Source organism: Nocardiopsis sp. NPDC006198, assembly GCF_040613895.1.
Taxonomy (GTDB): domain Bacteria; phylum Actinomycetota; class Actinomycetes; order Streptosporangiales; family Streptosporangiaceae; genus Nocardiopsis; species Nocardiopsis tropica.
Genome location: NZ_JBEXSY010000002.1, coordinates 250,847 through 270,667 on the forward strand (window position 1 = coordinate 250,847; position 19,821 = coordinate 270,667).

Below are 19,821 nucleotides of genomic sequence, written 5' to 3' on the forward strand. Positions count from 1 at the left end.
TTCCCGCGCGGCGGTCCCGCTCCCTGGGGGGGTTAGCACCCGTTTCGCTCCTCCATGGGCGAAAAGGGAGGAGCTGCCGCCGTCCAGCGCTGTAGGTTCTCGCAATGACACGATTCGCAGGGCCCCTCATCGGTGCCGGATTCGGGCTGGCGTTCGTCCTCGCGAACACCGGGCCGCCGCTGCCCCCCGCGGTGGCGCTCGTCCTCCGCGTCCTCGCCGTGGCCGCGGTGGTCGCCGTCCTCGCCCTGGTCGTCGCGATCGGCCGACGGCCGGCCGCCGACCCGGGCCCCGACGCGCCGCGGATGCGGTTCGACGGGTTCTTCGGCGCCGTCCTGGCCGTCGAGGCCGTCGCGCTGGTCGGCGGGATCCAGGCGCTGAGGGCCCTGGACGCGCCGATGCAGGCCAACGTGGCCTGGATCGCCCTCGTGGTCGGACTGCACTTCTTCCCGCTGGCCCGCCGCTGGCGGGCCCGGTCCCTCGTGTTCACCGCCGCCTACATGTCGGTCCTCGGCCTCGCCGGGCTGGCGATGGTGTTCGCCGGGTACCCGGGGTGGGTGCCCCTCGTGAGCGGTGCGGTCACCGGCGCGGGCATGCTCACCGGGATCGTGGCCTCGCTCGCCGCCGACCTGCGGGCGGCCGCGGCCGTCGGCACCTGACCGGAGCCCCGCCGGAGGGCGTGTCCGGCCCGTGCTCCGGCCGTGCCGCCCGGCCTTCCGCCGGCCCCGGTCCCGGGGTCCCGGCGGGGGCGCGGCGGTCACAGCGGGCACGGCCTCAGGACATGCCGCGCAGCCCGACGAGGAGTTCCGCCAGGGCCGCGGCGGCCCCGTCGGGGTCCGTCTCGCGCACGGTCCAGCCGCGCATGCCCGCGAGCCGCGCCACGTGCGCGAAGGCCGGGTCGGTGAGCAGGTAGGCGCACGGGGCGTCCGGCCAGTCGGCCGCCACCGGCAGCAGCTCGGTCCGGTAGGCGGGCGGCTCGCCGGGCAGGGGAGCGCCGGAGTCGGCGCCGGGCGGGACCGCGCCGCCCTCGGGGCTCTGCGAGCGCATGAGGCCGGCCCTGTCGGCGCTGCCCGGCTGGGGCAGGAACGCGTCCACCAGCACGTAGCCGAACACCGGCCGGTGGGCGGCCCGCTGCGCCGCTCCCACCGCGCCCAGCAGGGGCCCGGCGTCCCCCTCGGCGACGAGGGCGGTCGGCGCGTCCGTCGCGACCAGCCGGTTGATCTCCAGGCTGGCCCGCGCGACGTAGCGCGCCGCGTGCGGCGGCAGTTCGTCCCCGCCCACCTCGGGGCGGACGGCGCCCGCCCCGACCTCGGGCAGCCGCCGGTGGAGGTCGGGCAGCCGGGTGGCGGCGCCGAGGGTCGGGGGGAGGAGGACGGCGATCACGCGGTGCGGCCCGCGGTCTCGTCGCGCACCCACGCCAGGTAGGAGGGGTTGCCGCCCGCCACCGGCACGGCGACCACCTCGGGGACGTCGTAGGGGTGGACGCCGACGATGTGGGCGGTGAGCTCGTCGAGCCGGTCCGCCGAGGTCTTGGCGACCACGGTCCACTCCTCGTCGCTCCGGACCTCGCCCTCCCAGCGGTAGAAGCTGGTGACGGGCCCGCCCACCTGCGCGCACGCGGCGAGCCGGCGGTCGACCACCGACCGTGCCAGCCGTTCGGCGCCGTCCCTCGTGTCGACCGTCGTCTCGACCCGGACGGTCTCGTGCTGTGGCATGGTCGTCCCTCCGTCCCGGCCGCCGCGGTCCGGACCGCCCGACCGGGTGTTCTAGGCTCACTGGTCATGAGCGAACGTGATGAACTCCTGCGTCTGATCAACGATAAGGCGGTCGTGCGCGGGAAGGTGACCCTGTCCTCGGGCCTGGAGGCGGACTACTACGTCGACCTGCGGCGGATCACCCTGGACGGGGAGGCCGCGCCGCTGGTCGGCTCGGTCATGCTGGACAACGTCGCGGACCTGGAGTTCGACGCGGTGGGCGGCCTGACGCTGGGCGCGGACCCGGTCGCCGCGGCGATGGTGCACGCCGCGCACGCGCGCGGCCGCAGGCTGGACGCGTTCGTGGTCCGCAAGGCGGGCAAGGCGCACGGCCTGCAGAAGCGGATCGAGGGCCCCGACGTGCGGGGGCGGCGCGTGCTCGCCCTGGAGGACACCTCGACCACGGGCGGCTCGGTGATGACCGCGGTGGAGGCCCTGCGCGAGGAGGGCGCCGAGGTGGTCGCGGTCGCGCTGATCCTGGACCGGGGCGCCCGCGGGCGGATCACGGAGGAGGGCCTGGACTACCGGGCCGTGTACGGCGTGTCCGACCTGGACGTGTAGCGGTCCGGCCCGTGGGCGCGGTTCCGGCCGGGGCCGCCTCCGCGGGGGCGGGGCCCGGTCGGGCCCGTCACTCCGCGCCGGTGCGGCGCGCGGCCGTCTAACCGTCGATCGTGAAGCTGTGGCCGGGTTCGCGGTCGGCGATGTCGCGCCGGTTCCCGTGGACGAAGACCTCGACGGCGGAGGGGTCGCCGATGGTGACCTCCAGGCCGCCCTCGGCGCTCGCGTAGTTGACCGACTGGCCCTGGGTGACCTCCTGGTCGAGGAGGACGTCGCCTCCGGGGATGCGGACGAAGACGTCGCTGGACTCACCGGTCACACGGATGTGCAGCACACCCATGTTCTCCGGTTCCTCCGACTCCGCCGCCGTTCCCGAGGCGTTGGCGCTCACACTGGCGCCGTTGCCCGGGAGGGAGCGGTACAAGAAGAATCCGCCGAGGGCCAGGAGCGTGACCAGGAGCAGGACAGCCCCGACGATGGCCATCACCTGGCCAACGCCGCGAGGGTCATTCCTATGCCTTCCCACGGCGTTGAATGTAGCGCGTATCACGACAAAAAGCGACAGTGATCGGCCCTCTGCCCAGGGGTTCCCATGATGCGTTCACGTTCGCCCGCGAAATGCACAACTTTTCACACCGGGGCCGGAGAACCGGGAACGCCTGCGCCGTCAGCTGCGACGACACCGGGAACTCCGGACAATTTGGTCTAGACCTTTTCAAGGGCTCCGTGGATTCGGGATACTTGGGTGACACCTGGTGGACACGTCCGGAAGCGCGGCCCGCCCCATGGGCCTTCCCCCGCTCGCCGGCCTCCACCGGGAACGCACGTGGGGTGCCGCCGGAGCGATACCGGCGGCCGCTCGCTCCAGGCCGAATCCAGGGAGAGTCAAGCCATGCCCATCGCCAGTCCCGAGGTCTACACCGAGATGCTGAGCCGCGCGAAGTCCCAGGGCTTCGCCTACCCGGCGATCAACGTGACCTCCAGCCAGACGCTGCACGCCGCCCTGCGCGGCTTCGCCGAGGCGGAGAGCGACGGCATCGTCCAGATTTCCACGGGCGGAGCGGAGTTCCTCTCCGGCGCCTCGATCAAGGACATGGTCACCGGTTCGGTCGCCTTCGCCGAGTTCGCCCGCGTCGTGGCCGACAAGTACCCGGTGAACGTCGCCCTGCACACCGACCACTGCCCCGAGAACAAGCTCGACGGCTTCGTCCGCCCGCTCCTGGAGATCTCCAAGGAGCGCGTCGCCAAGGGCCAGGAGCCGCTGTTCCAGTCCCACATGTGGGACGGGTCGGCCGTCGAACTGGAGGAGAACCTCCGGATCGCCGAGGAGCTGCTGGCGTCGTCCGAGGCGGCCCGCACGATCCTGGAGATCGAGGTCGGCGTCGTCGGCGGCGAGGAGGACGGCATCGTCGGCGAGATCAACGAGAAGCTCTACACCACGCCGGCCGACGCCCTGCGCACCGCCGAGGTGCTGGGCCTGGGCGAGAAGGGCTACTACCTGACCGCCCTGACCTTCGGCAACGTGCACGGCTCCTACAAGCCCGGCTTCGTCAAGCTGCGCCCGGAGGTGCTCAAGAAGGCGCAGGAGGCCGTCGCCGAGAAGCACGGCAAGGACAAGGCCTTCGACTTCGTCTTCCACGGCGGCTCGGGCTCCACCATCGAGGAGATCCACGAGGCCATCGGCTACGGCGTCGTCAAGATGAACATCGACACCGACACCCAGTACGCGTACACGCGTCCGGTGGTCGACCACATCCTCAAGAACTACGACGGCGTGCTGAAGATCGACGGCGAGATCGGCAACAAGAAGGCCTACGACCCGCGCTCCTACGGCAAGGCGGGCGAGGCCGGCATGGCCGACCGCGTCGCCGAGGCCGCGCGGCAGCTGAAGTCCGCCGGCAACAAGATGAAGTAGGGGACCCGGCGCCCGCCGCTGCGGCGGGCGCGCCCGCGCGCGGTTCCCGGCGGCCGCACGACCGCCGGGCGCCGCGCCCCTCCCCCGGATCCGGCGGTACGGCGTCCGCGGTCCGCCCGGACCCCTGCGGCTCCGGTCCCGCCGCCCCGGGGGGTCCAGCCCGCGGACGGCCCCGGGCGCCCCGGCGGCCGGGGCGCCCCCGAAGGGCGGGGGCCGGGGGACGGACGCGCGATGTCGCGGGAGGCACCGTGAGGGGTGCGGACCCGGTGGCAGGATGGGGTCATGAACCTGCACCGGAACCTGCTCAACGAGCCGCCCGAGACCCGTCTGGCCGACAACCCCGAGGCCCGTGAGGCCCTGGCCGGAGCCGACGACCCCACGCCGGTCGCCGGACGCTTCCCCGAGTACTCGGCCGCGTGGGCGCGCCTGGCCGAGCTGGCCCTGGCCGACGGGCAGCCCGTGGCCGCCTACGCGTACGCCCGCACCGGCTACCACCGGGGGCTGGACCAGCTGCGCCGCTCGGGCTGGAAGGGCCACGGCCCCGTCCCGTGGGAGCACGAGCCCAACCAGGGCTTCCTGCGCGCCCTGCACGCCCTGGGCAAGGCCTCCGAGCAGATCGGGGACGCCGAGGAGGCGGAGCGCTGCGCCGACTTCCTGCGCGACTCCAGCGCCGAGGCCGACAAGGTCCTCAACGGCTGACGCCCCGACGGTCCCGGGTTCCGCGCGCGGGCCCCGGGGCCGTCGGCCACACCCCGCTCAGGCCCGCGGGCCGGACGCGTAGAGGCCGATCAGCCGGGCCAGACGGGCTCAGGCGATCCGCGGCGGAGCCTCGTCCCGCGCCACCTGCGCCGCCATCTCGGCGCCCTCCACGGCGCTGATCACGGTGTACGCCAGATCCGCTGCGTCGTCCCCGGCGATGCCGTGGTCCCGCAGCCTCTCGAACACCAGCCGGCGCCAGTCGGGATCACCGCCGAGGAGTTCCTGCCCCGATCCGTCGCGACCACGGCCTCCCCGGAGGCCGTGTTCCGCTTCTGCTCCCCCCGGATCGACGAGGACCGGCACACCGGCGACGCCGATCGGCTCTCCATGGCGGCGGCAGGCGTCGAGCACGTCGTGGCCACCTCGAAGGAGTCGGGGGTGGACGCCACCCTGCCGTCGGCGCTCCTGGAGATCTCCCGCCGGGGGCCGGCCGGCGGACAGGGGTCGGAGAGCTTCACCAGCCTGCCGCGGGTCCTCTCGGTGCCCGCCTCCGGCTGAGGGCCCCGCGGGCCCCGGCCTGCCCCGGGTCCCGCACAGGGGTCCGGCCCGCTCCCCGACGCGGGCCGGACCTGCCGCCCTCCACGCGCGAGCCCGGGACCGGGTCCCGGACGGCTCCCGCCCTCTCCCCGAGCGCCCCGGGCCGGTGTGGCACAGACGCCCCGGCGCCCCACTTAACCCGGATGCGCAGGTCGTGTACGCTCAATACGCAACGGCCCCTGTCGCTGCCTTGCGCCAGGGGTTCATCCATGTTCGGGGTGGGAACCCCGGTCAGGTGTCGAGCGAAAAGGTAGAGATCCAGATGCCGGCGATCACGCTCGTGGGTGCCCAGTGGGGCGACGAGGGCAAGGGCAAGGCGACCGACCTCGTCGGCGACCGCGTGGACTACGTGGTGCGGTACCAGGGCGGCAACAACGCCGGCCACACGGTGGTCATCGGCGACAAGAAGTACGCCCTCCACCTGCTCCCGTCCGGGATCCTCTCCCCCAACGTGGTGCCGGTCATCGCCAACGGCGTCGTCATCGACCCGGGCGTCCTCCTGGAGGAGCTCCGCGGCCTCGACGAGCGCGGCGTGGACACGTCCCGCCTGCTCATCTCCGCCAACGCGCACCTGATCATGCCCTACCACCGGGCCCTCGACAAGGTCAGCGAGCGCTTCCTCGGCAAGGGCAAGATCGGCACCACCGGTCGCGGCATCGGCCCGACCTACGCCGACAAGGTCTCCCGCCAGGGCGTGCGCGTCCAGGACATGTTCGACCCCTCGATCCTGCGCAAGAAGATCGAGCTGGCCCTGCACGACAAGAACCAGCTGCTCACCAAGGTGTACAACCGGCGCGGCCTGGAGGCCGAGCCGATCATCGAGGAGTACCTCGGCTACGCCGAGCGGCTGCGCCCGTACGTCGCCGACACCTCGCTGATCCTCAACAAGGCGCTCGACGAGGGCAAGACCGTCTACCTGGAGGGCTCCCAGGGCACGCTGCTGGACATCGACCACGGCACCTACCCCTTCGTGACCTCCTCCTCCCCCACCTCGGGCGGCGCGGCCGCCGGTTCGGGCATCGGCCCCACCCGCATCACCAAGGTCGTGGGCATCCTCAAGGCCTACACGACCCGTGTCGGCTCGGGCCCCTTCCCCACGGAGCTGCTCGACGAGCAGGGCGAGTGGCTGCGGACCCAGGGCGGCGAGTACGGCGTGACCACCGGGCGCAACCGCCGCTGCGGCTGGTTCGACGCCCCCATCGCGCGCTACGCCACCCGCATCAACGGCATCACCGACTTCTTCCTCACCAAGCTCGACGTGCTCACCGGTCTGGAGCGCATCCCCGTGTGCGTCGCCTACGAGGTCGACGGGGTCCGCCACGACGAGATCCCGATGACCCAGACCGACTTCCACCACGCGGTGCCGGTCTACGAGTACCTCGACGGCTGGTCCGAGGACATCACCGGAGTCCGCGAGTTCGACGAACTCCCCAAGAACGCACAGGTCTACGTGCGTACCCTGGAGGAGATGGCCGGAGCACCCGTCTCCGCCATCGGCGTCGGTCCCGGACGCGACGAGACCCTCCAGCTGCGCTCCCTGGTCTGACCCCCGCCCGTCCGCCTTCAACACGAAGAGGCCCCCTGCAGTGAAAGCCCTCGTTCTCGGCGGCGGAGGCCGCGAGCACGCCCTCGTCCGCGCCCTCTCCCTGGACCCGGGTGTCACCGGCATCCACAGTGCGCCCGGCAACCCGGGCATCTCCGAGCTGGCCGAGAACCACGTCATCAACGTGACCGACGGTCTCGCCGTGACGGAGCTGGCCGCGCGCATCCGCGCCGAGCTGGTCGTCATCGGCCCGGAGGCCCCGCTGGTCGCCGGTGTGGCCGACGCCCTGCGCGACCGCGGCATCCCCGTGTTCGGGCCCGACCGGGCGGCCGCGAAGCTGGAAGGCTCCAAGGCGTTCGCCAAGGAGGTCATGGAGGCGGCGGGGGTGCCCACCGCCAAGGCGCGCGTGTGCCGGTCCGCGGGCCAGGTCTCCGACGCCCTCGACGAGTTCGGCGCCCCGTACGTGGTCAAGGACGACGGCCTCGCCGCGGGCAAGGGCGTCGTGGTGACGGACGACCGCGCCCTCGCCGAGCGGCACGCCCGGGAGTGCGGCCGCGTGGTCATCGAGGAGTTCCTCGACGGCCCCGAGGTGTCCCTCTTCGTGCTGAGCGACGGTGTGCACGCGCTGCCGCTGCTGCCCGCGCAGGACTTCAAGCGCGCCTACGACGGCGACCGGGGCCCCAACACCGGCGGCATGGGCGCCTACGCCCCGCTGCCGTGGGCGCCGCAGGGCCTCGTGGACGAGGTGATGGAGTCGGTCGTGCGGCCGACCCTCGCGGAGATGAACCGGCGCGGCACGCGCTACCAGGGCCTCCTCTACGTGGGTCTGGCGCTCACGTCGGGCGGCCCGCGCGTGGTCGAGTTCAACGCGCGGTTCGGCGACCCGGAGACGCAGGTGGTCCTGGACCGGCTCGCCACCCCGATCGGCGCGGTCCTCCAGGCCACCGACACGGCCGGGCTGGGCGGCATCGGCTCCCTCCAGTGGAAGCCGGGCGCGGCGGTCACCGTCGTGGTCGCCGCGGAGAACTACCCGGGCGACCCGGTCAAGGGCGACCTGATCGGCGGCCTGGACGCGGCCAACGCGCTGGAGGGCGCGTACGTGCTGCACGCCGGCACCGCGTGGGAGGGCACCGACGGCGTCAAGGCGAGCGGGGGCCGTGTCCTCAACGTGGTCGGCACCGGCGCCGACCTCCGCCAGGCGCGCGAGCGGGCGTACGAGGCCGCGTCGCGGATCGAGCTCCGCGGCTCGTTCCACCGCACCGACATCGCCGAGCGCGCCGCCGCCGAGCTGTAGCAAGGACCGGAGAACCCACATGAGCGGCTTCGTCGTCACCCCCGAGCCCGTCCGGGTCGAGGGGCTCACCCACCTGCACACCGGCAAGGTGCGCGACCTGTACGCGGCGGCGGACGGCAGCCTGGTGATGGTGGCCAGCGACCGCGTGTCGGCGTACGACTGGGTGCTGCCCACCGAGATCCCGGGCAAGGGGCGCCTGCTCACCCAGCTGTCCCTGTGGTGGTTCGACCAGCTGGGGGACCTGGTGCCCAACCACGTCCTGTCCGACGTCCCACCGGCGGGAGCGCCCGCCGACTGGGACGGGAGGACACTGGTGTGCCGTCGGTTGGACATGGTGCCGGTGGAGTGCGTGGCGCGCGGCTACCTGACCGGTTCCGGCCTCGCCGAGTACCGGGTCGACGGCACGGTGTGCGGCGTCGCCCTCCCCGACGGCCTCGTCGACGGCTCCGAGCTTCCCGAGCCGGTCTTCACCCCGGCCACCAAGGCCGAGGTCGGCGACCACGACGAGAACGTGTCGTTCGAGGTCGTGGCCGACCGGCACGGAGCCGCCCTCGCCGCCGAGCTGCGCGACCTCACCCTGCGCGTGTACCGGCGCGGCCGGGAGCTGGCGCGGGAGCGCGGCGTCATCCTCGCCGACACCAAGTTCGAGTTCGGCCGGGACGCCGACGGCGCCCTGGTGCTGGCCGACGAGGTGTTCACCCCCGACTCCTCCCGGTACTGGCCGGCGGACGAGTGGGCCCCCGGACGCCCGCAGACCTCCTTCGACAAGCAGGTCCTGCGGGACTGGCTGGCCTCGCCCGAGTCGGGCTGGGACCGGGCCTCGGAGACCCCGCCGCCCGCGCTTCCGGAGCACGTGGTGGAACGCACGCTGGACCGCTACACGGAGATCCATGAGCGCCTGACCGGCCGGAAGCCCGGTCTCCACGCCGGGAACCGGTAGTGATTCGGCGCACGGGGCAGTCGTTTCGCGTCGGGGACCACGTATGGTGGTCACGTTGTGCGCGGCGTCCCGCCGGCGTCCTGCCACGCGCGCGGCATCCCTGGTCTTTCCCTTGGGCCGAATACCTCTTTGGCTGTTTGACCGGTCCCCATCCACGTCCGGCGGGTATACCACGTTCTGTGCCGGTACACGCGGGTGGGTGCTATAGAGTCGTCGCGAGCACCGGCTTCACCGGCCGCGCAGGTCACGCGCAAGATGGTCGCAACGTTCCAGGGGAAACCCGCGTCTAAAACGCATACAGGCGAAACCCGACGAGGGTGACCTTTTTTCACATCTGCCTCACAAAGGAGCACATGAGCATGGGCCAGGAGGTTCGTTACCGCGTCCGCGGCGGACGCCCCCTCAGTGGAACGGCGTTCATCCAAGGCGCGAAGAACGCCGTCCTGCCGATGATCGGGGCCGCTCTACTCGCGGCCAAGGGCCGTACCGTGCTGCGGAACGTGCCCGTCATCGAGGACGTCTACCGCGCGCTTGAGCTCGCCGAACACGTGGGCGCCAAGGTCGAGTTCCACGAGGCCGAGCGCACCGTCGTCATCGACGCGTCCCGTCTCAACGACCCCGAGCGCGCCGTCCTGCCCGCCGAGATCGCGGCCCGCTTCCGCGGCTCCGTGCTCTTCGTTCCCGCGCTGATGCACCGCACCGGCCGCGCCCGCATCGAGGGCGTCGGCGGTTGCAACCTGGGCAGCCGCAACCTCGACTTCCACTACCGGGGCTTCGCGCGCCTGGGCGCGGAGGTCACCGAGGACCTCGAGCGCAACCACATCAACGTGGAGGCCAGCAACCTCCGCGGTGGCCGCCTCTACCTGGACACGCCGTCCCACACCGGTACCGAGAACCTGCTCATGGCCGCCGTCCTGGCGCCGGGCACCACGGTGATCGAGCACGCGGCCCTCGAGCCCGAGGTCATCGACGTCATCAACTTCCTGAGCGCCATGGGCGCCAGGATCAGCGGTGGCGGCACCGGGCTCATCACGGTCGAGGGCGTCGAGGAGCTCACGGCTGTCGAGCACACGATCATGTCGGACCGCATCGACGCCGGCGTGTTCGCGATGACCGTCGCCGCCACCGGTGGCGAGGTCAGCCTGGTGGGCGCCCACCTGGACCACCTGGGCGTGGCCCGCTGGAAGCTCGAGCAGATGGGCGTGGGCTTCTCCCAGGAGGGCGCGGTCCTGCACGTGCAGAGGGACCCCTCCGTGCCGCTGCGCCCGATCAACGCCGTCACCTCGCCGTTCCCGGGCTTCGCGACCGACCTCCAGTCGCCGCTGATGGCCCTGGCCACCCTGGCCGAGGGCGAGAGCTACATCCACGAGGCCATCTACGACGGCCGGTTCGCCCTGGCCGACGAGCTCAACAAGATGGGCGCGAAGATCGAGGTCGAGGGCACCCGCGCCATCGTGCACGGGCCGACCAACCTGCGCGGGGCCGAGGTCATCGCCCACGACCTGCGCACCGGTGCGGCCCTGGTCCTCGCCGGACTGGTCGCGGAAGGTGAGACAATCGTGGCGCCCGGATACCTGGTTGACCGCGGTCACTCCCAGTTCGCGGCGAGGCTCGCTGCTCTCGGCGCGGACGTGGAGCGCGTCGTCGTCTCGTAGGGAGCCGAAAGCGCAGTTCAAGCCGGGGTGGGGGCTTGCCTCCCACCCGGGCTTTCGGCGTTGATATCGAAAACGATCTTCTTTGGCCCCGCACAATGGGTACGATCTCGGCAATCATGCCGTGACAGAGATCGGGTCGGGAAACCAGTGGGCGCACATAGTGAAGAGCGTGGAATGGTAGCGGGGAGCAACCCGAGGTGAGTGCCCAGCGTACTGGCGATTTGACGATCGGCGTCATAGGGCCCCATGAGGTGGTCGAACGGGTCATGCTCATGGGCCCGGGGTCCACCGGGCCCCTCAACGCCAGACTCATCGCAGCCGCGTACCGAGATGAGCAAGAGGCGACGGACAAGGTCGTCAGGCTGGGTTCGGCGATCGACGCCTACCTGTTCGCCAGCCCTGTCCCGTACGAGTTCGCGCGCAAGGCCGGGGTTCTCACGATGCCCGCCACCTTCGTGCCGCTCGGCGGGGCCAGCCTGCACGAGGCCCTGCTCCGGGCGACCCTGGACGACCGGTACGACCCGACCAGAGCCAGCCTCGACGTGCTCAGCCGCGCCGACGTGGTCGAGGCCTACTCCGAGGTCGACCTGCCCGTGGACGGCATCCACGTGCACGAGGAGCTCACGAACACCGCGCAGCTCACGTCCTTCCACGAGGGGCTGTGGCGGCGCAAGGCCACCCGCATGGCGATCACCTGCGTGCGCGGCGTCGCCGAGCGGCTGGAGGCCATCGGCGTCCCCGTGATCCGGTTGCGGCCCACCAACGCCGGCGTGCGCAGCGCCCTCCAGACCGCGGGTCTGCTGGGGGCGCACCACCGGCTGGAGGAGGCCCAGCTGGGCGTCGTGGTGGTGGACGTGCCCACGCTGCGGGACTCGTCCCGGCGGTCGACCCCCCGGTACTGGCGCGAGGAGCTGCGGCTGTCGCTGCACCGGCTCCTCCTCCAGGAGGCCCACCGGATCAACGCCACGGCCCACCGCCTGGACGACCATTCGTTCATGGTGACCGCCACGCGGGGATCGCTCGTGACCGCGACCGAGGGGTTCCGGCAGCCGCCGTTCGTGGAGCGCATCAAGGCGGAGCTGGGGATCGCGATCGAGGTCGGGATCGGCATGGGGCGCACCACCCAGGACGCCGAGGCGCACGCCCGGGCCGCCCTGAACCGCGCCCAGGCGTCCCGTCAGAGCTTCGCGGTGGACCGCGAGGGTCGTTCCCTGGTCCCCGCCCAGCGCGCGCCCGCACGGCAGTCCTCCGAACCGCTGCGCACCAAGGGCCGCGAGACGTTGATTCGGCTCTCGGAGAAGATCGCCGAGGAGGACGGCCCGCTGGTCGTCGACGCGGAGAACGCCGGGCGCATGCTCGGCGTCACCTCCCGGACCGCGCGCCGGCTGCTGCGCACCCTCGTCGAGGAGGGGCTGGCATGGCCGCTGCCCCCCAACCGCACCCTCCAGCCCGGCCGCCCGCGCCAGCTCTACAGGCTGATCGTGGAGAAGCTGGACAAGGACGCGGCGGGCAAGTAGGCGGTGGGCGGACAGGCGCCACACGTACGCGGGCGGGGGCGGTTCCCAACGGGACCGCCCCCGCCGCGTGCTGCCGAGGTGCTGCGGGGGCGACCACTCGGGGGGCGGGGACGGGCGACCGGGCGAGGGCCCGGTACTGCGGGGGCGACCGTGTGAGGGTCCGGCCCCAGCCGCGAGGGGCTGCGGAGCAGTCCGGGACCACTCTGTGGGGTGTCCGCGGGGGCCTGTGGGGAACAAGCCCCGGGGCGAGCCGGTCGGGGCCTGTGAAGGCCTCTGGGGCGACCGGGCGGCCAGGTTCGCGGTGACAGACAGCGGGCCGACCAGGTTTTCCGGAGACGTGGCGGACCGCGTACGGGATCCGCCGGAAGCGGCCCGGCCGGGTTCTCCACAGGCCGTGGAGGGGCGTTGCCCGCGGAACGGCCCGGTGGGAGCGTGGAACACGGGGGCGCCGCACAGCGGCCACGGGGAACCGCGGGTCCCCCGAATCGACGCTATCCCTCTCCGGCCCGCCCCCGCCACCCCCGTCCACAGCCTGTGGATAATCCGGTGACAACCCCGCTCCCCGCTGCCAGACTCCCGCGCATGGACGACGAGGCGGCCCCCGCTCCCGGGGGCCGCGCACCGGCCAGCCGGGCGCCCGTGCGGCCGGTGCGCCGGACACCCCGACCGGCCGGACGGGCACCGCCGCCCGGGCACCCCCGCGCGTTCCCTAGCGGCGCTCGGCGTAGGAGGTGGCCACGGCCAGGAACGCGTCGTTCTCCTCAGGGGTGCCGAGGCTCACGCGGGCGCCCTCGCCCGCGAACGGGCGCACCGAGACGCCCGCCTCCGCGCACGCGGCGGCGAAGTCGAGCGTGTCCCCGTCCAGCCGCAGCCACACGAAGTTGGCCTCGGTCGGCGGCACGGTCCACCCGGAGGCGACGAGCGCGTCGCGGACGCGGTCGCGCTCCGCGACGGTGGCCGCCACCCGCTCCATGAGCTCGTCCTCGGCGTCGAGGGAGGCGATCCCCGCGGCCTGGGCGATGTGGTTCACGGCGAACGGGACGAGGGTCTTGCGGACCGCGTCGACCACCGGCGGGTGGCCGACCAGGTAGCCCAGGCGCACCGCGGCCAGGCCGTAGGCCTTGGAGAACGTGCGCAGCACGGCGACGTTGGGCCGGTCCCGGTAGAGGTCGACGCCGTCGGGCACGCGGGGGTCGCGCACGTACTCCAGGTACGCCTCGTCCAGGATCACCAGCACGCTGTCCGGGATCCGGTCCAGGAAGGCGGTCAGCTCGTCCTCGCGGACCGTGGTGCCGGTCGGGTTGTTGGGGTTGCAGACGATCACCATGCGGGTGGCCGGGGTGACCGCGTCCGCCATGGCGTCGAGGTCGTGCGCCTCGTCCTTCAGCGGAACCTGCACGGGGGTGACCCCGGCGAGCCCGGCGAGCAGCGGGTAGGCCTCGAAGGACCGCCAGGCGTAGACGACCTCGGCCCCGGGCTCGCCGACCGCCTCCAGGAGCTGCTGGAGCATGCCGACGGAGCCCGCGCCGAGGGCGAGGTGCTCCTCGGGGACGTTCAGGCGCCGCGCGAGACGGGAGGTGAGCTCCTCGGCGCCCGGGTCGGGGTAGCGGTTCAGCTCGGCGGCCGCCCGCGCGACGGCCTCACGCACCGAGGGGAGGGGGCCGTAGGGGCTCTCGTTGGAGGAGAGCTTGACGGACCGGCCTTCGGGGCCGACGACCTTCCTGCCCGGCTTGTACGGGGGGATGCTCTCCAGCACCGACCGCAGATATGGCGATTTCGACTCCGACACCATTGTCCTTCCTCAATACTTTGTGCTAACCCCGCGACACGCTCAGCGATCTCGCGCCCGGGCCGATCACCGCACCCAGCGGAAATATCGCACAAACGAGGAGATAGCACCATGCGTTTGCGTCCCTGTCCCGCCGGCTCAGCTCGGATTCCGGCTGGTCAGAACCCCCGCCCGCGGGGAGGGCGGGCACACGTCCGGCCATTGGCTCTTCCCATGGTCCTACCCGTGGTGGTCATGCTCAGTGCGTGCGGCGGCGGGGCCGAGGGGGGAGACGATCCCAACGCCGAGGCCGCCGCCGCCCTGTACGACGCGCACCCGCTGCACGTCCGCGACGCCACCCTCGTGCCCGAGGGCAGTGAGAGCGGCACCTACTCCGAGCTTGTCACAGTGCGGTACAGCGCCGAGGTCCGGGCCACCACCGAGCTGGACAAGCCCGAGTGCCTGGACGCCTCGAACCGCTGGGGGGACCTGGACGGGGTGCAGGGGGCGCCCGCCTCCGTGGCCGCCTACGAGTGGTCCGAGGGCGCGGTGTCGCACATGCTGGTCCAGCTGGACGAGGGCACCGCCGCCGAGGCGCTCGCCGCGAGGCCGCCGGAGAGCTGCGCCGCGTACACCGCCACCTACGAGGACGGGACCACGTCCGACTACGGGGTGAGCGACCTGGAGGAGGTCCCGGAGATCGGCGACGAGTCCCGCGCCTACGCCATCGAGGTGAGCTCCGCGGAGGAGGACAGCCGCATGTTCAGCATCATGTACCGCAACGGCGGCCTGGTGGGCACCACGTCGATCCTCGGCCAGGGCGCGCTGGAGGACTACGAGGAGATGCTCGTCGAGTTCAGCGAGGCCGCCGTGGAACGCCAGGACCGGATGCTGGGCTGAGGGCCCCGGCCGCACCGCGGCGGCCCGCCCGGGATCCCGTTGTCCGGCCCGGCCCCGGCGGGCGGCGCGCCGGCGCCCGGACACCCGGTTCCCCGCGGGGCCGCACGGAACCGGTCCGGCGGGGGCCGGTCCCGTGCGGGAACCCGTCACACCGGCTGGCCGGTGTCGGCGTCGCGCGAGTGGTCGGGCATCATCCTGGCCGGGTGCTCACGCGCCGCCCGGAGCGTCTCCGCGGCCCGGGCCGCGTCGTGCCGCTCGGCGTCCCGCCTGGCCGCCTGGCGCGGCCGGGGAAGCCTGCGCGGCGGCCCGACCAGTTCGAGGCCGGTCACGGCGCCGAAGGAGGCGACCACCGCACCGCTCCCCCGGTCGACGAGCACCGCGCGCACGCCGGTACGGCGGCGCCCGCCGATCCTGACCGCGTACACGACGTCCACACGCCGCCCGTGGCGCATCCCGTCGTAGCGCAGGAACCGCCAGCAGCCGTGCCTCCACACGTCGTCGGGCTCGGCCTTGATCATCACGTTCTCGTTGGTGCGCCACACGTCGCTGCGGCGCAGTCTGCGCACCGTACGGCGCATCGGGACCTCGCGCAGCTCGCACGGCTCCCGGTGGAGGGTCCGGGCCGCCACCTCGCGCAGCTCGGGGCTGAGAGCCGCGAGGAGCAGCAGTTCCGCGCCCAGGACCCAGCCGTGCAGCGCGGTGGGGGCGAGGGCCACCTGCCACCCGGCGGGCTCCAGGCCCGGCGTGGCCAGGGCGGCGGCGGACAGGAGCCCGGCCCGGGTGAGCGTGCGCCAACCGATGGGCGCGCGGCTCAGCCCGCCGAAGCAGCCGCAGCCCGCCTCCGGGTCGCGCCTGCGCGCCAGGACCAGGACCACCACCGACGCGGCGAACACGACGGCGGTGAGCAGGCGCACGGCGTCGCCCGGGAGGCCGGTGAGGGCCAGCAGCCCGACGGCGAGCGCGACCTCCAGGAGCCCGGTCCCGACGGTGGCCGGGCGTCGCAGGCGCTCGGGCACCAGGACGGCCAGTCCCGAGCCGGCGGCCTGCCCGGTGGTCTTGCTCGCGGCGCCGAGCAGGAGCAGCACCGCCAGCAGCGGCAGCTGGACCTCGCGGAACGCCTCCACGATCTCCGGCAGCATGGTCATCCCTCCCCGTTGTGGACCGTCATGGTCGCGTTGAAGCAGCCGTCCTCCAGAAGCCCCCCGAGCGCGACGAACGCGGTCATGGTGAGGGAGGCGATCCGCCCCGCCCCCTGCCCCCCGCAGGCGGGGCACAGGTCGCACAGCCAGCTGTCGGCGGCGGCGCAGTCCACGACGGGGAGCACGGCCGTGTCCCTCGTGCAGTCGTTGCGCAGGTTCGGCGTCGCACCGGCGGACAGCAGCGGAAGCGGCACGCAGGAGGTGCGCCGGTCGCAGTCCGCGTCGTGGCCGACGGGGTCGAGGGCCGGATAGGCGACGCCGTCGACGCGGGCGCGCGGGTCCAGGTGGGACGAGCGCCCCCAGGCGGGGTCGTACCAGGTGGCGATGCCGCTGAGCGTGGTGGAGTGGCGGGGTGTGGGCGGCCTCGGCGGTGTGGCGCTGAGCGGGTAGGGCGGCTGCGTCGTGGCCGGTCGGGCGGCCCACACGGCCCCCTCGCGCCAGACCCCGACGGCGTCGAAGACGTAGCCGGGTTCCAGGCGCGGGTGGCGGACGGCGATGCGGCCCGAGGTGCGGTAGGGAAGGACCACGGTCGTGCGGGGACGGCCGTGGCCGGGGTCGATCTCCAGGGTCTCGCCCTCGCGGCCGACGATGACGCCGGTCGCCCGGGCGGCCTGGGCCCACACGCGTTCGGCGACGAGGCGGCCGTCCTGTGAGCAGAGCACCACGGCGTCGTCGCCGTCCCTCAGGTCGTCGGGCCGGACCTCTCCCCCGCGCCAGAACACGGTGGCGCGGTCGTACAGGAACCGCTCCTCGCCCCGGGGTGTGGCCAGGCAGAGCATGTGCGTGGTGGCGCCGACGACCACGCCGCGCACGACGCGGTCGCCCACCGGTGTGGGTTCGAGCGCGGTCTCGGGGCCGAGCACCGCCGCGGTGAACCTTCTGCGGTCCCTTCCGCTGTCCGTCATCACTGACATGTCGTCTGCGCCCCCTTGTCACCCGACTCGTCACTCTCTGCCCATTGTCCCGGTCGGAACCACCGGCCACCGGCCACACGCCGACACGCACCTGTTCGGGTGGTCCGCATGTCCCGGACCTTGCTCGCGGCGACCTTCCGGAAGCCGGTACGTCCGGGGCAGTGCCCCATGCGGACCATCCACCATGATGACCGCATGCAGCCGCTTGAGTACAGCTTGTGGCTGCAAAGTCGCAGATAGACCCGATACACACCGATAGATCCACAAAAATGACCAAGAGTCTGCGCACCGTCCCGCCCTTCCCCGGCCCCGCGCCCCGGCGTGTCGGGGGTCCGGCCCGGGGCCGCCGCCCGACGGGACCGGCCCTCCATGGCGTGCCGTTGGCCGGCACATGGGGCACAGGTGCCCGGAGATTTGCGTTCGCTGTGTGACAGTGAGGGGAAGAAAGCATGACAAAGCAGCACGCAGCACCTGTGAGAGTCGGTGGTCGGCGTGACAGGAACTACCCGGACCCCCAGGTACGACGAGTTCAGCCGCTACGTGGCCGAGCGCGGCCCCGCCCTGCTGCGGATGGCCCGCTCCCTCACGAACAACCTCGCCGACGCCGAGGACCTGCTCCAGGCCGCCCTCGTGAAGACCTTCCTCTCCTGGGAGCGGATCGCCGACCCGAAGGCCCGCGACGGGTACGTGCGCCGGGCGATGGTCAACACGCAGATCTCCGAGTGGCGCCGCAAACGGCTGGACGTCTACCCCACCGACGACATCCCCGAGCAGCGCGTGGACGACCCCACCTGGCGCAGCGACCTCGCCGACGTGGTCGGGCGGGCCATCGAACGCCTCCCCGACCGCCAGCGCACCACGGTCGTCCTCCGCTACTACGACGACCTCACCGAGGCGCAGATCGCCGCCCGGATGGGCGTCACGCTCGGCACCGTGAAGAGCACCCTGTCCCGGGCCGTGGACAAGCTGCGACGCGACGCCGACCTCGTCATCGAGCGCGCCGTCAACTGACCCGCCGACACCGGCGGCACGGCGGGCAGGCCTTCCCACGGCCCCGCCCCCTCCCCGGACACGGATCGGCACAGCCCCGAGGGGCGCGCCGGGCCCCGCGCGCCTGTCCGGACGGGCACCGGGAAGGAATTCGCAGGCAGTGCCGGACGGCACCCGCGAACAGGGCCGATACGGCAGAGGCGGCATGACACCGTGATCGGATCTTCCGGTCACCCTGGGAGAAACCACCGACACCCTCCGGCATGATTATCGGCGTTCCCGGCGGGCATGGCCTGATCCGGCGGGTGGAACTGCGGACCGGCGGAGGGCGCCCGCGCGGCCCGGTTCCCGTTGCGGGGCGCCGACGGCCACGGACCGTCCACCGCCGGCTCCGAAGGGGGTCGACGGTGTCGACGGCCCAGGCCGGCGTCGGCGCCCCACGAGGAACCGCACCGCGCAGGAGTCCCGGACGGCCCCGCGACACCGCGCCGAGCGCGCCTCCGGCCGACCGCGGCGGAATCCGGTTCCGCCGGGCCCGGGGGCCGTGGCCGGGCGCGAGGCGCCCCGGACCGCAACCGTCCGCCGACGAGGAAAACGACGGGCACCGAGAAAGGAGAGGCGTCCCATGACCCTGGTAGACGTCCACATCCAAGATCGATATCCGACACGCGTCGAGTCCGGTTCCGACCGGAAGTGGATCACCAGCGACGAACCGACCGTCCGAGGCAGCGCACAGGAGGGGCCGGCCTCCGCCGAAGAGCTCGCCGAACACGCCCGCAACGGATTCCACATCCAGCGGGACCTGCTGTCCGACCAGGAGGTCGGCGCCTGCATGGACGAGCTCAAGGCGATGACCGACGACCCGGCGATCCGCTCCGACGAGCGCACGATCATCGAGCCCGCCTCCGAGGAGGTCCGCTCGGTGTTCGACGCCCACTTGTTGAGCGATCGCATCGCCCGTCTGATCCGGGAACCCCGGATCCTCGACAGGGCGCGCCAGATCCTCGGCTCCGAGGTCTACGTGCACCAGAGCCGGGTCAACTTCATGCCCGGCTTCCGGGGCACCGGCTTCTACTGGCACTCGGACTTCGAGACCTGGCACGCCGAGGACGGCATGGCCGACATGGCGGCCGTCAGCATGTCCATCGGGTTGACCGACAACCACCCGTTCAACGGCGGGCTGATGCTCATGCCGGGCGCCCACCGGACGTTCGTCCCGTGCCTGGGCCGCACGCCGGACGACAACTACAGGTCCTCGCTGAAGGCCCAGAAGGTCGGTGTCCCGCAGGAGGAGGACATCGCCGAGCTGGCCCGGCGCCACGGGATCGAGCAGTTCACCGGCCCGAGCGGGTCGGCGCTGTGGTTCGACTGCAACAGCATGCACGGATCAGGGAACAACATCACCCCGTACCCGCGCTCGAACATCTTCGTGGTGTTCAACAGTGTGGAGAACGCTCTGGTCGAGCCGTTCGCCGCGCGGGAGCGCCGGCCCGGGTTCGTCGCCTCGCGCGACTTCACGCCGCTGAGGGCCTGACCGGGGACGTCGCGCCCGCGGTGGAACCCGCGCGCGACCCCCCCGCC

General features: G+C 72.8%; 20 protein-coding genes. 13 read left to right on the forward strand and 7 right to left on the reverse strand.

The genetic code is table 11. The features are described 5' to 3' along the window. Positions 1 to 104 precede the first annotated feature (104 nt). Positions 105 to 656 (forward strand): hypothetical protein, encoded by a 552-nt coding sequence (locus ABZ234_RS02845; RefSeq protein ID WP_355010746.1) that lies wholly within the window; start codon positions 105 to 107, stop codon positions 654 to 656. Between the two features lie 115 nt (positions 657 to 771). On the opposite strand, the gene ABZ234_RS02850 is transcribed toward ABZ234_RS02845, so the two are convergent. Together ABZ234_RS02850 and cutA are read right to left on the reverse strand one after the other, a co-directional pair. Then, positions 772 to 1,380, reverse strand: coding sequence for a hypothetical protein (locus ABZ234_RS02850; protein WP_355010759.1), 609 nt, complete (start codon positions 1,378 to 1,380; stop codon positions 772 to 774). Beyond that, entirely contained in the window at positions 1,377 to 1,712 is a 336-nt protein-coding gene (gene cutA, locus ABZ234_RS02855) for a divalent-cation tolerance protein CutA (RefSeq protein WP_267947160.1), read from the reverse strand. The genes ABZ234_RS02850 and cutA overlap by 4 nt, the downstream gene beginning before the upstream one ends. A 66-nt stretch (positions 1,713 to 1,778) precedes the next feature. On the opposite strand from cutA, the gene pyrE reads away from it, so the two are divergent. Continuing rightward, positions 1,779 to 2,312: an orotate phosphoribosyltransferase gene (pyrE, locus tag ABZ234_RS02860; protein ID WP_267947161.1), complete on the forward strand. Its 534-nt coding sequence runs from the start codon at positions 1,779 to 1,781 to the stop codon at positions 2,310 to 2,312. A gap of 97 nt (positions 2,313 to 2,409) precedes the next feature. On the opposite strand, the gene ABZ234_RS02865 is transcribed toward pyrE, so the two are convergent. Continuing rightward, positions 2,410 to 2,793 carry a RodZ domain-containing protein gene (locus ABZ234_RS02865; protein WP_267947162.1) on the reverse strand — a complete coding sequence of 128 codons (384 nt, stop codon included), beginning with the start codon at positions 2,791 to 2,793 and terminating at the stop codon, positions 2,410 to 2,412. A 408-nt stretch (positions 2,794 to 3,201) separates the two neighbouring features. Between ABZ234_RS02865 and fbaA the strand changes: the two genes are divergently transcribed. Further along, a complete protein-coding gene (fbaA, locus tag ABZ234_RS02870; protein WP_267947163.1) occupies positions 3,202 to 4,224 on the forward strand; it encodes a class II fructose-bisphosphate aldolase in 1,023 nt (340 codons plus the stop codon). 282 nt (positions 4,225 to 4,506) lie between these two features. Beyond that, positions 4,507 to 4,923 carry a DUF3151 domain-containing protein gene (locus ABZ234_RS02875; RefSeq protein ID WP_267947164.1) on the forward strand — a complete coding sequence of 139 codons (417 nt, stop codon included), beginning with the start codon at positions 4,507 to 4,509 and terminating at the stop codon, positions 4,921 to 4,923. Positions 4,924 to 5,031: 108 nt separating this feature from the next. On the opposite strand, the gene ABZ234_RS02880 is transcribed toward ABZ234_RS02875, so the two are convergent. After that, positions 5,032 to 5,169: a hypothetical protein gene (locus ABZ234_RS02880; RefSeq protein WP_355010747.1), complete on the reverse strand. Its 138-nt coding sequence runs from the start codon at positions 5,167 to 5,169 to the stop codon at positions 5,032 to 5,034. On the opposite strand from ABZ234_RS02880, the gene ABZ234_RS02885 reads away from it, so the two are divergent. From ABZ234_RS02885 to ABZ234_RS02910, 6 genes are all read left to right on the forward strand, one after another. Then, positions 5,146 to 5,481 carry a hypothetical protein gene (locus ABZ234_RS02885; protein ID WP_355010748.1) on the forward strand — a complete coding sequence of 112 codons (336 nt, stop codon included), beginning with the start codon at positions 5,146 to 5,148 and terminating at the stop codon, positions 5,479 to 5,481. The genes ABZ234_RS02880 and ABZ234_RS02885 overlap by 24 nt on opposite strands. Positions 5,482 to 5,782: 301 nt before the next feature. Next, positions 5,783 to 7,066, forward strand: coding sequence for an adenylosuccinate synthase (locus tag ABZ234_RS02890; RefSeq protein WP_267947167.1), 1,284 nt, complete (start codon positions 5,783 to 5,785; stop codon positions 7,064 to 7,066). A gap of 40 nt (positions 7,067 to 7,106) precedes the next feature. Next, positions 7,107 to 8,357, forward strand: a complete 1,251-nt coding sequence (gene purD / locus ABZ234_RS02895; RefSeq protein ID WP_344181039.1) for a phosphoribosylamine--glycine ligase — start codon at positions 7,107 to 7,109, stop codon at positions 8,355 to 8,357. Between the two features lie 19 nt (positions 8,358 to 8,376). Then, on the forward strand, positions 8,377 to 9,297 hold the full coding sequence (locus ABZ234_RS02900) for a phosphoribosylaminoimidazolesuccinocarboxamide synthase (protein ID WP_355010749.1): 921 nt from the start codon (positions 8,377 to 8,379) through the stop codon (positions 9,295 to 9,297). 359 nt (positions 9,298 to 9,656) lie between these two features. Continuing rightward, positions 9,657 to 10,952, forward strand: coding sequence for a UDP-N-acetylglucosamine 1-carboxyvinyltransferase (gene murA / locus ABZ234_RS02905; protein WP_267950568.1), 1,296 nt, complete (start codon positions 9,657 to 9,659; stop codon positions 10,950 to 10,952). A gap of 266 nt (positions 10,953 to 11,218) precedes the next feature. After that, positions 11,219 to 12,469 carry a transcriptional regulator gene (locus tag ABZ234_RS02910; RefSeq protein ID WP_267950569.1) on the forward strand — a complete coding sequence of 417 codons (1,251 nt, stop codon included), beginning with the start codon at positions 11,219 to 11,221 and terminating at the stop codon, positions 12,467 to 12,469. Positions 12,470 to 13,178: 709 nt separating this feature from the next. On the opposite strand, the gene hisC is transcribed toward ABZ234_RS02910, so the two are convergent. After that, positions 13,179 to 14,261: a histidinol-phosphate transaminase gene (gene hisC / locus ABZ234_RS02915; RefSeq protein WP_355010750.1), complete on the reverse strand. Its 1,083-nt coding sequence runs from the start codon at positions 14,259 to 14,261 to the stop codon at positions 13,179 to 13,181. A gap of 210 nt (positions 14,262 to 14,471) precedes the next feature. Here hisC and ABZ234_RS02920 point away from each other — a divergent pair, with 210 nt between their 5' ends. Then, complete coding sequence (locus ABZ234_RS02920; RefSeq protein ID WP_267947171.1) at positions 14,472 to 15,137, forward strand: hypothetical protein; 666 nt, start codon at positions 14,472 to 14,474, stop codon at positions 15,135 to 15,137. A 146-nt stretch (positions 15,138 to 15,283) separates the two neighbouring features. Here ABZ234_RS02920 and ABZ234_RS02925 read toward each other — a convergent pair whose 3' ends face one another. Together ABZ234_RS02925 and ABZ234_RS02930 are read right to left on the reverse strand one after the other, a co-directional pair. Then, a complete protein-coding gene (locus ABZ234_RS02925) occupies positions 15,284 to 16,276 on the reverse strand; it encodes a MauE/DoxX family redox-associated membrane protein (RefSeq protein WP_267950570.1) in 993 nt (330 codons plus the stop codon). 2 nt (positions 16,277 to 16,278) lie between these two features. Continuing rightward, positions 16,279 to 17,250, reverse strand: coding sequence for a hypothetical protein (locus tag ABZ234_RS02930; protein WP_267947172.1), 972 nt, complete (start codon positions 17,248 to 17,250; stop codon positions 16,279 to 16,281). A 483-nt stretch (positions 17,251 to 17,733) separates the two neighbouring features. Here ABZ234_RS02930 and ABZ234_RS02935 point away from each other — a divergent pair, with 483 nt between their 5' ends. Beyond that, positions 17,734 to 18,261, forward strand: coding sequence for a SigE family RNA polymerase sigma factor (locus tag ABZ234_RS02935; RefSeq protein WP_267947173.1), 528 nt, complete (start codon positions 17,734 to 17,736; stop codon positions 18,259 to 18,261). Positions 18,262 to 18,865: 604 nt separating this feature from the next. Continuing rightward, the gene (thpD, locus tag ABZ234_RS02940; RefSeq protein ID WP_344181032.1) at positions 18,866 to 19,774 is read left to right on the forward strand and encodes an ectoine hydroxylase; all 909 of its coding nucleotides are present in this window, start codon (positions 18,866 to 18,868) and stop codon (positions 19,772 to 19,774) included. The last annotated feature ends 47 nt before the right edge of the window (positions 19,775 to 19,821 follow it).

Excerpts from the sequence above, each read along its gene's own strand:
- pyrE (WP_267947161.1), top strand. The coding sequence starts at position 1,779 with ATGAGCGAACGTGATGAACTCCTGCGTCTGATCAACGATAAGGCGGTC.
- ABZ234_RS02890 (WP_267947167.1), top strand. The coding sequence starts at position 5,783 with ATGCCGGCGATCACGCTCGTGGGTGCCCAGTGGGGCGACGAGGGCAAG.
- thpD (WP_344181032.1), top strand. The coding sequence starts at position 18,866 with ATGACCCTGGTAGACGTCCACATCCAAGATCGATATCCGACACGCGTC.
- ABZ234_RS02930 (WP_267947172.1), bottom strand. The coding sequence starts at position 17,250 with ATGTCAGTGATGACGGACAGCGGAAGGGACCGCAGAAGGTTCACCGCG.
- fbaA (WP_267947163.1), top strand. The coding sequence starts at position 3,202 with ATGCCCATCGCCAGTCCCGAGGTCTACACCGAGATGCTGAGCCGCGCG.
- murA (WP_267950568.1), top strand. The coding sequence starts at position 9,657 with ATGGGCCAGGAGGTTCGTTACCGCGTCCGCGGCGGACGCCCCCTCAGT.
- cutA (WP_267947160.1), bottom strand. The coding sequence starts at position 1,712 with ATGCCACAGCACGAGACCGTCCGGGTCGAGACGACGGTCGACACGAGG.
- ABZ234_RS02875 (WP_267947164.1), top strand. The coding sequence starts at position 4,507 with ATGAACCTGCACCGGAACCTGCTCAACGAGCCGCCCGAGACCCGTCTG.
- ABZ234_RS02910 (WP_267950569.1), top strand. The coding sequence starts at position 11,219 with ATGCTCATGGGCCCGGGGTCCACCGGGCCCCTCAACGCCAGACTCATC.
- ABZ234_RS02845 (WP_355010746.1), top strand. The coding sequence starts at position 105 with ATGACACGATTCGCAGGGCCCCTCATCGGTGCCGGATTCGGGCTGGCG.
- ABZ234_RS02925 (WP_267950570.1), bottom strand. The coding sequence starts at position 16,276 with ATGCTGCCGGAGATCGTGGAGGCGTTCCGCGAGGTCCAGCTGCCGCTG.
- ABZ234_RS02920 (WP_267947171.1), top strand. The coding sequence starts at position 14,472 with ATGGTCCTACCCGTGGTGGTCATGCTCAGTGCGTGCGGCGGCGGGGCC.
- hisC (WP_355010750.1), bottom strand. The coding sequence starts at position 14,261 with ATGGTGTCGGAGTCGAAATCGCCATATCTGCGGTCGGTGCTGGAGAGC.
- ABZ234_RS02865 (WP_267947162.1), bottom strand. The coding sequence starts at position 2,793 with ATGGCCATCGTCGGGGCTGTCCTGCTCCTGGTCACGCTCCTGGCCCTC.
- ABZ234_RS02900 (WP_355010749.1), top strand. The coding sequence starts at position 8,377 with ATGAGCGGCTTCGTCGTCACCCCCGAGCCCGTCCGGGTCGAGGGGCTC.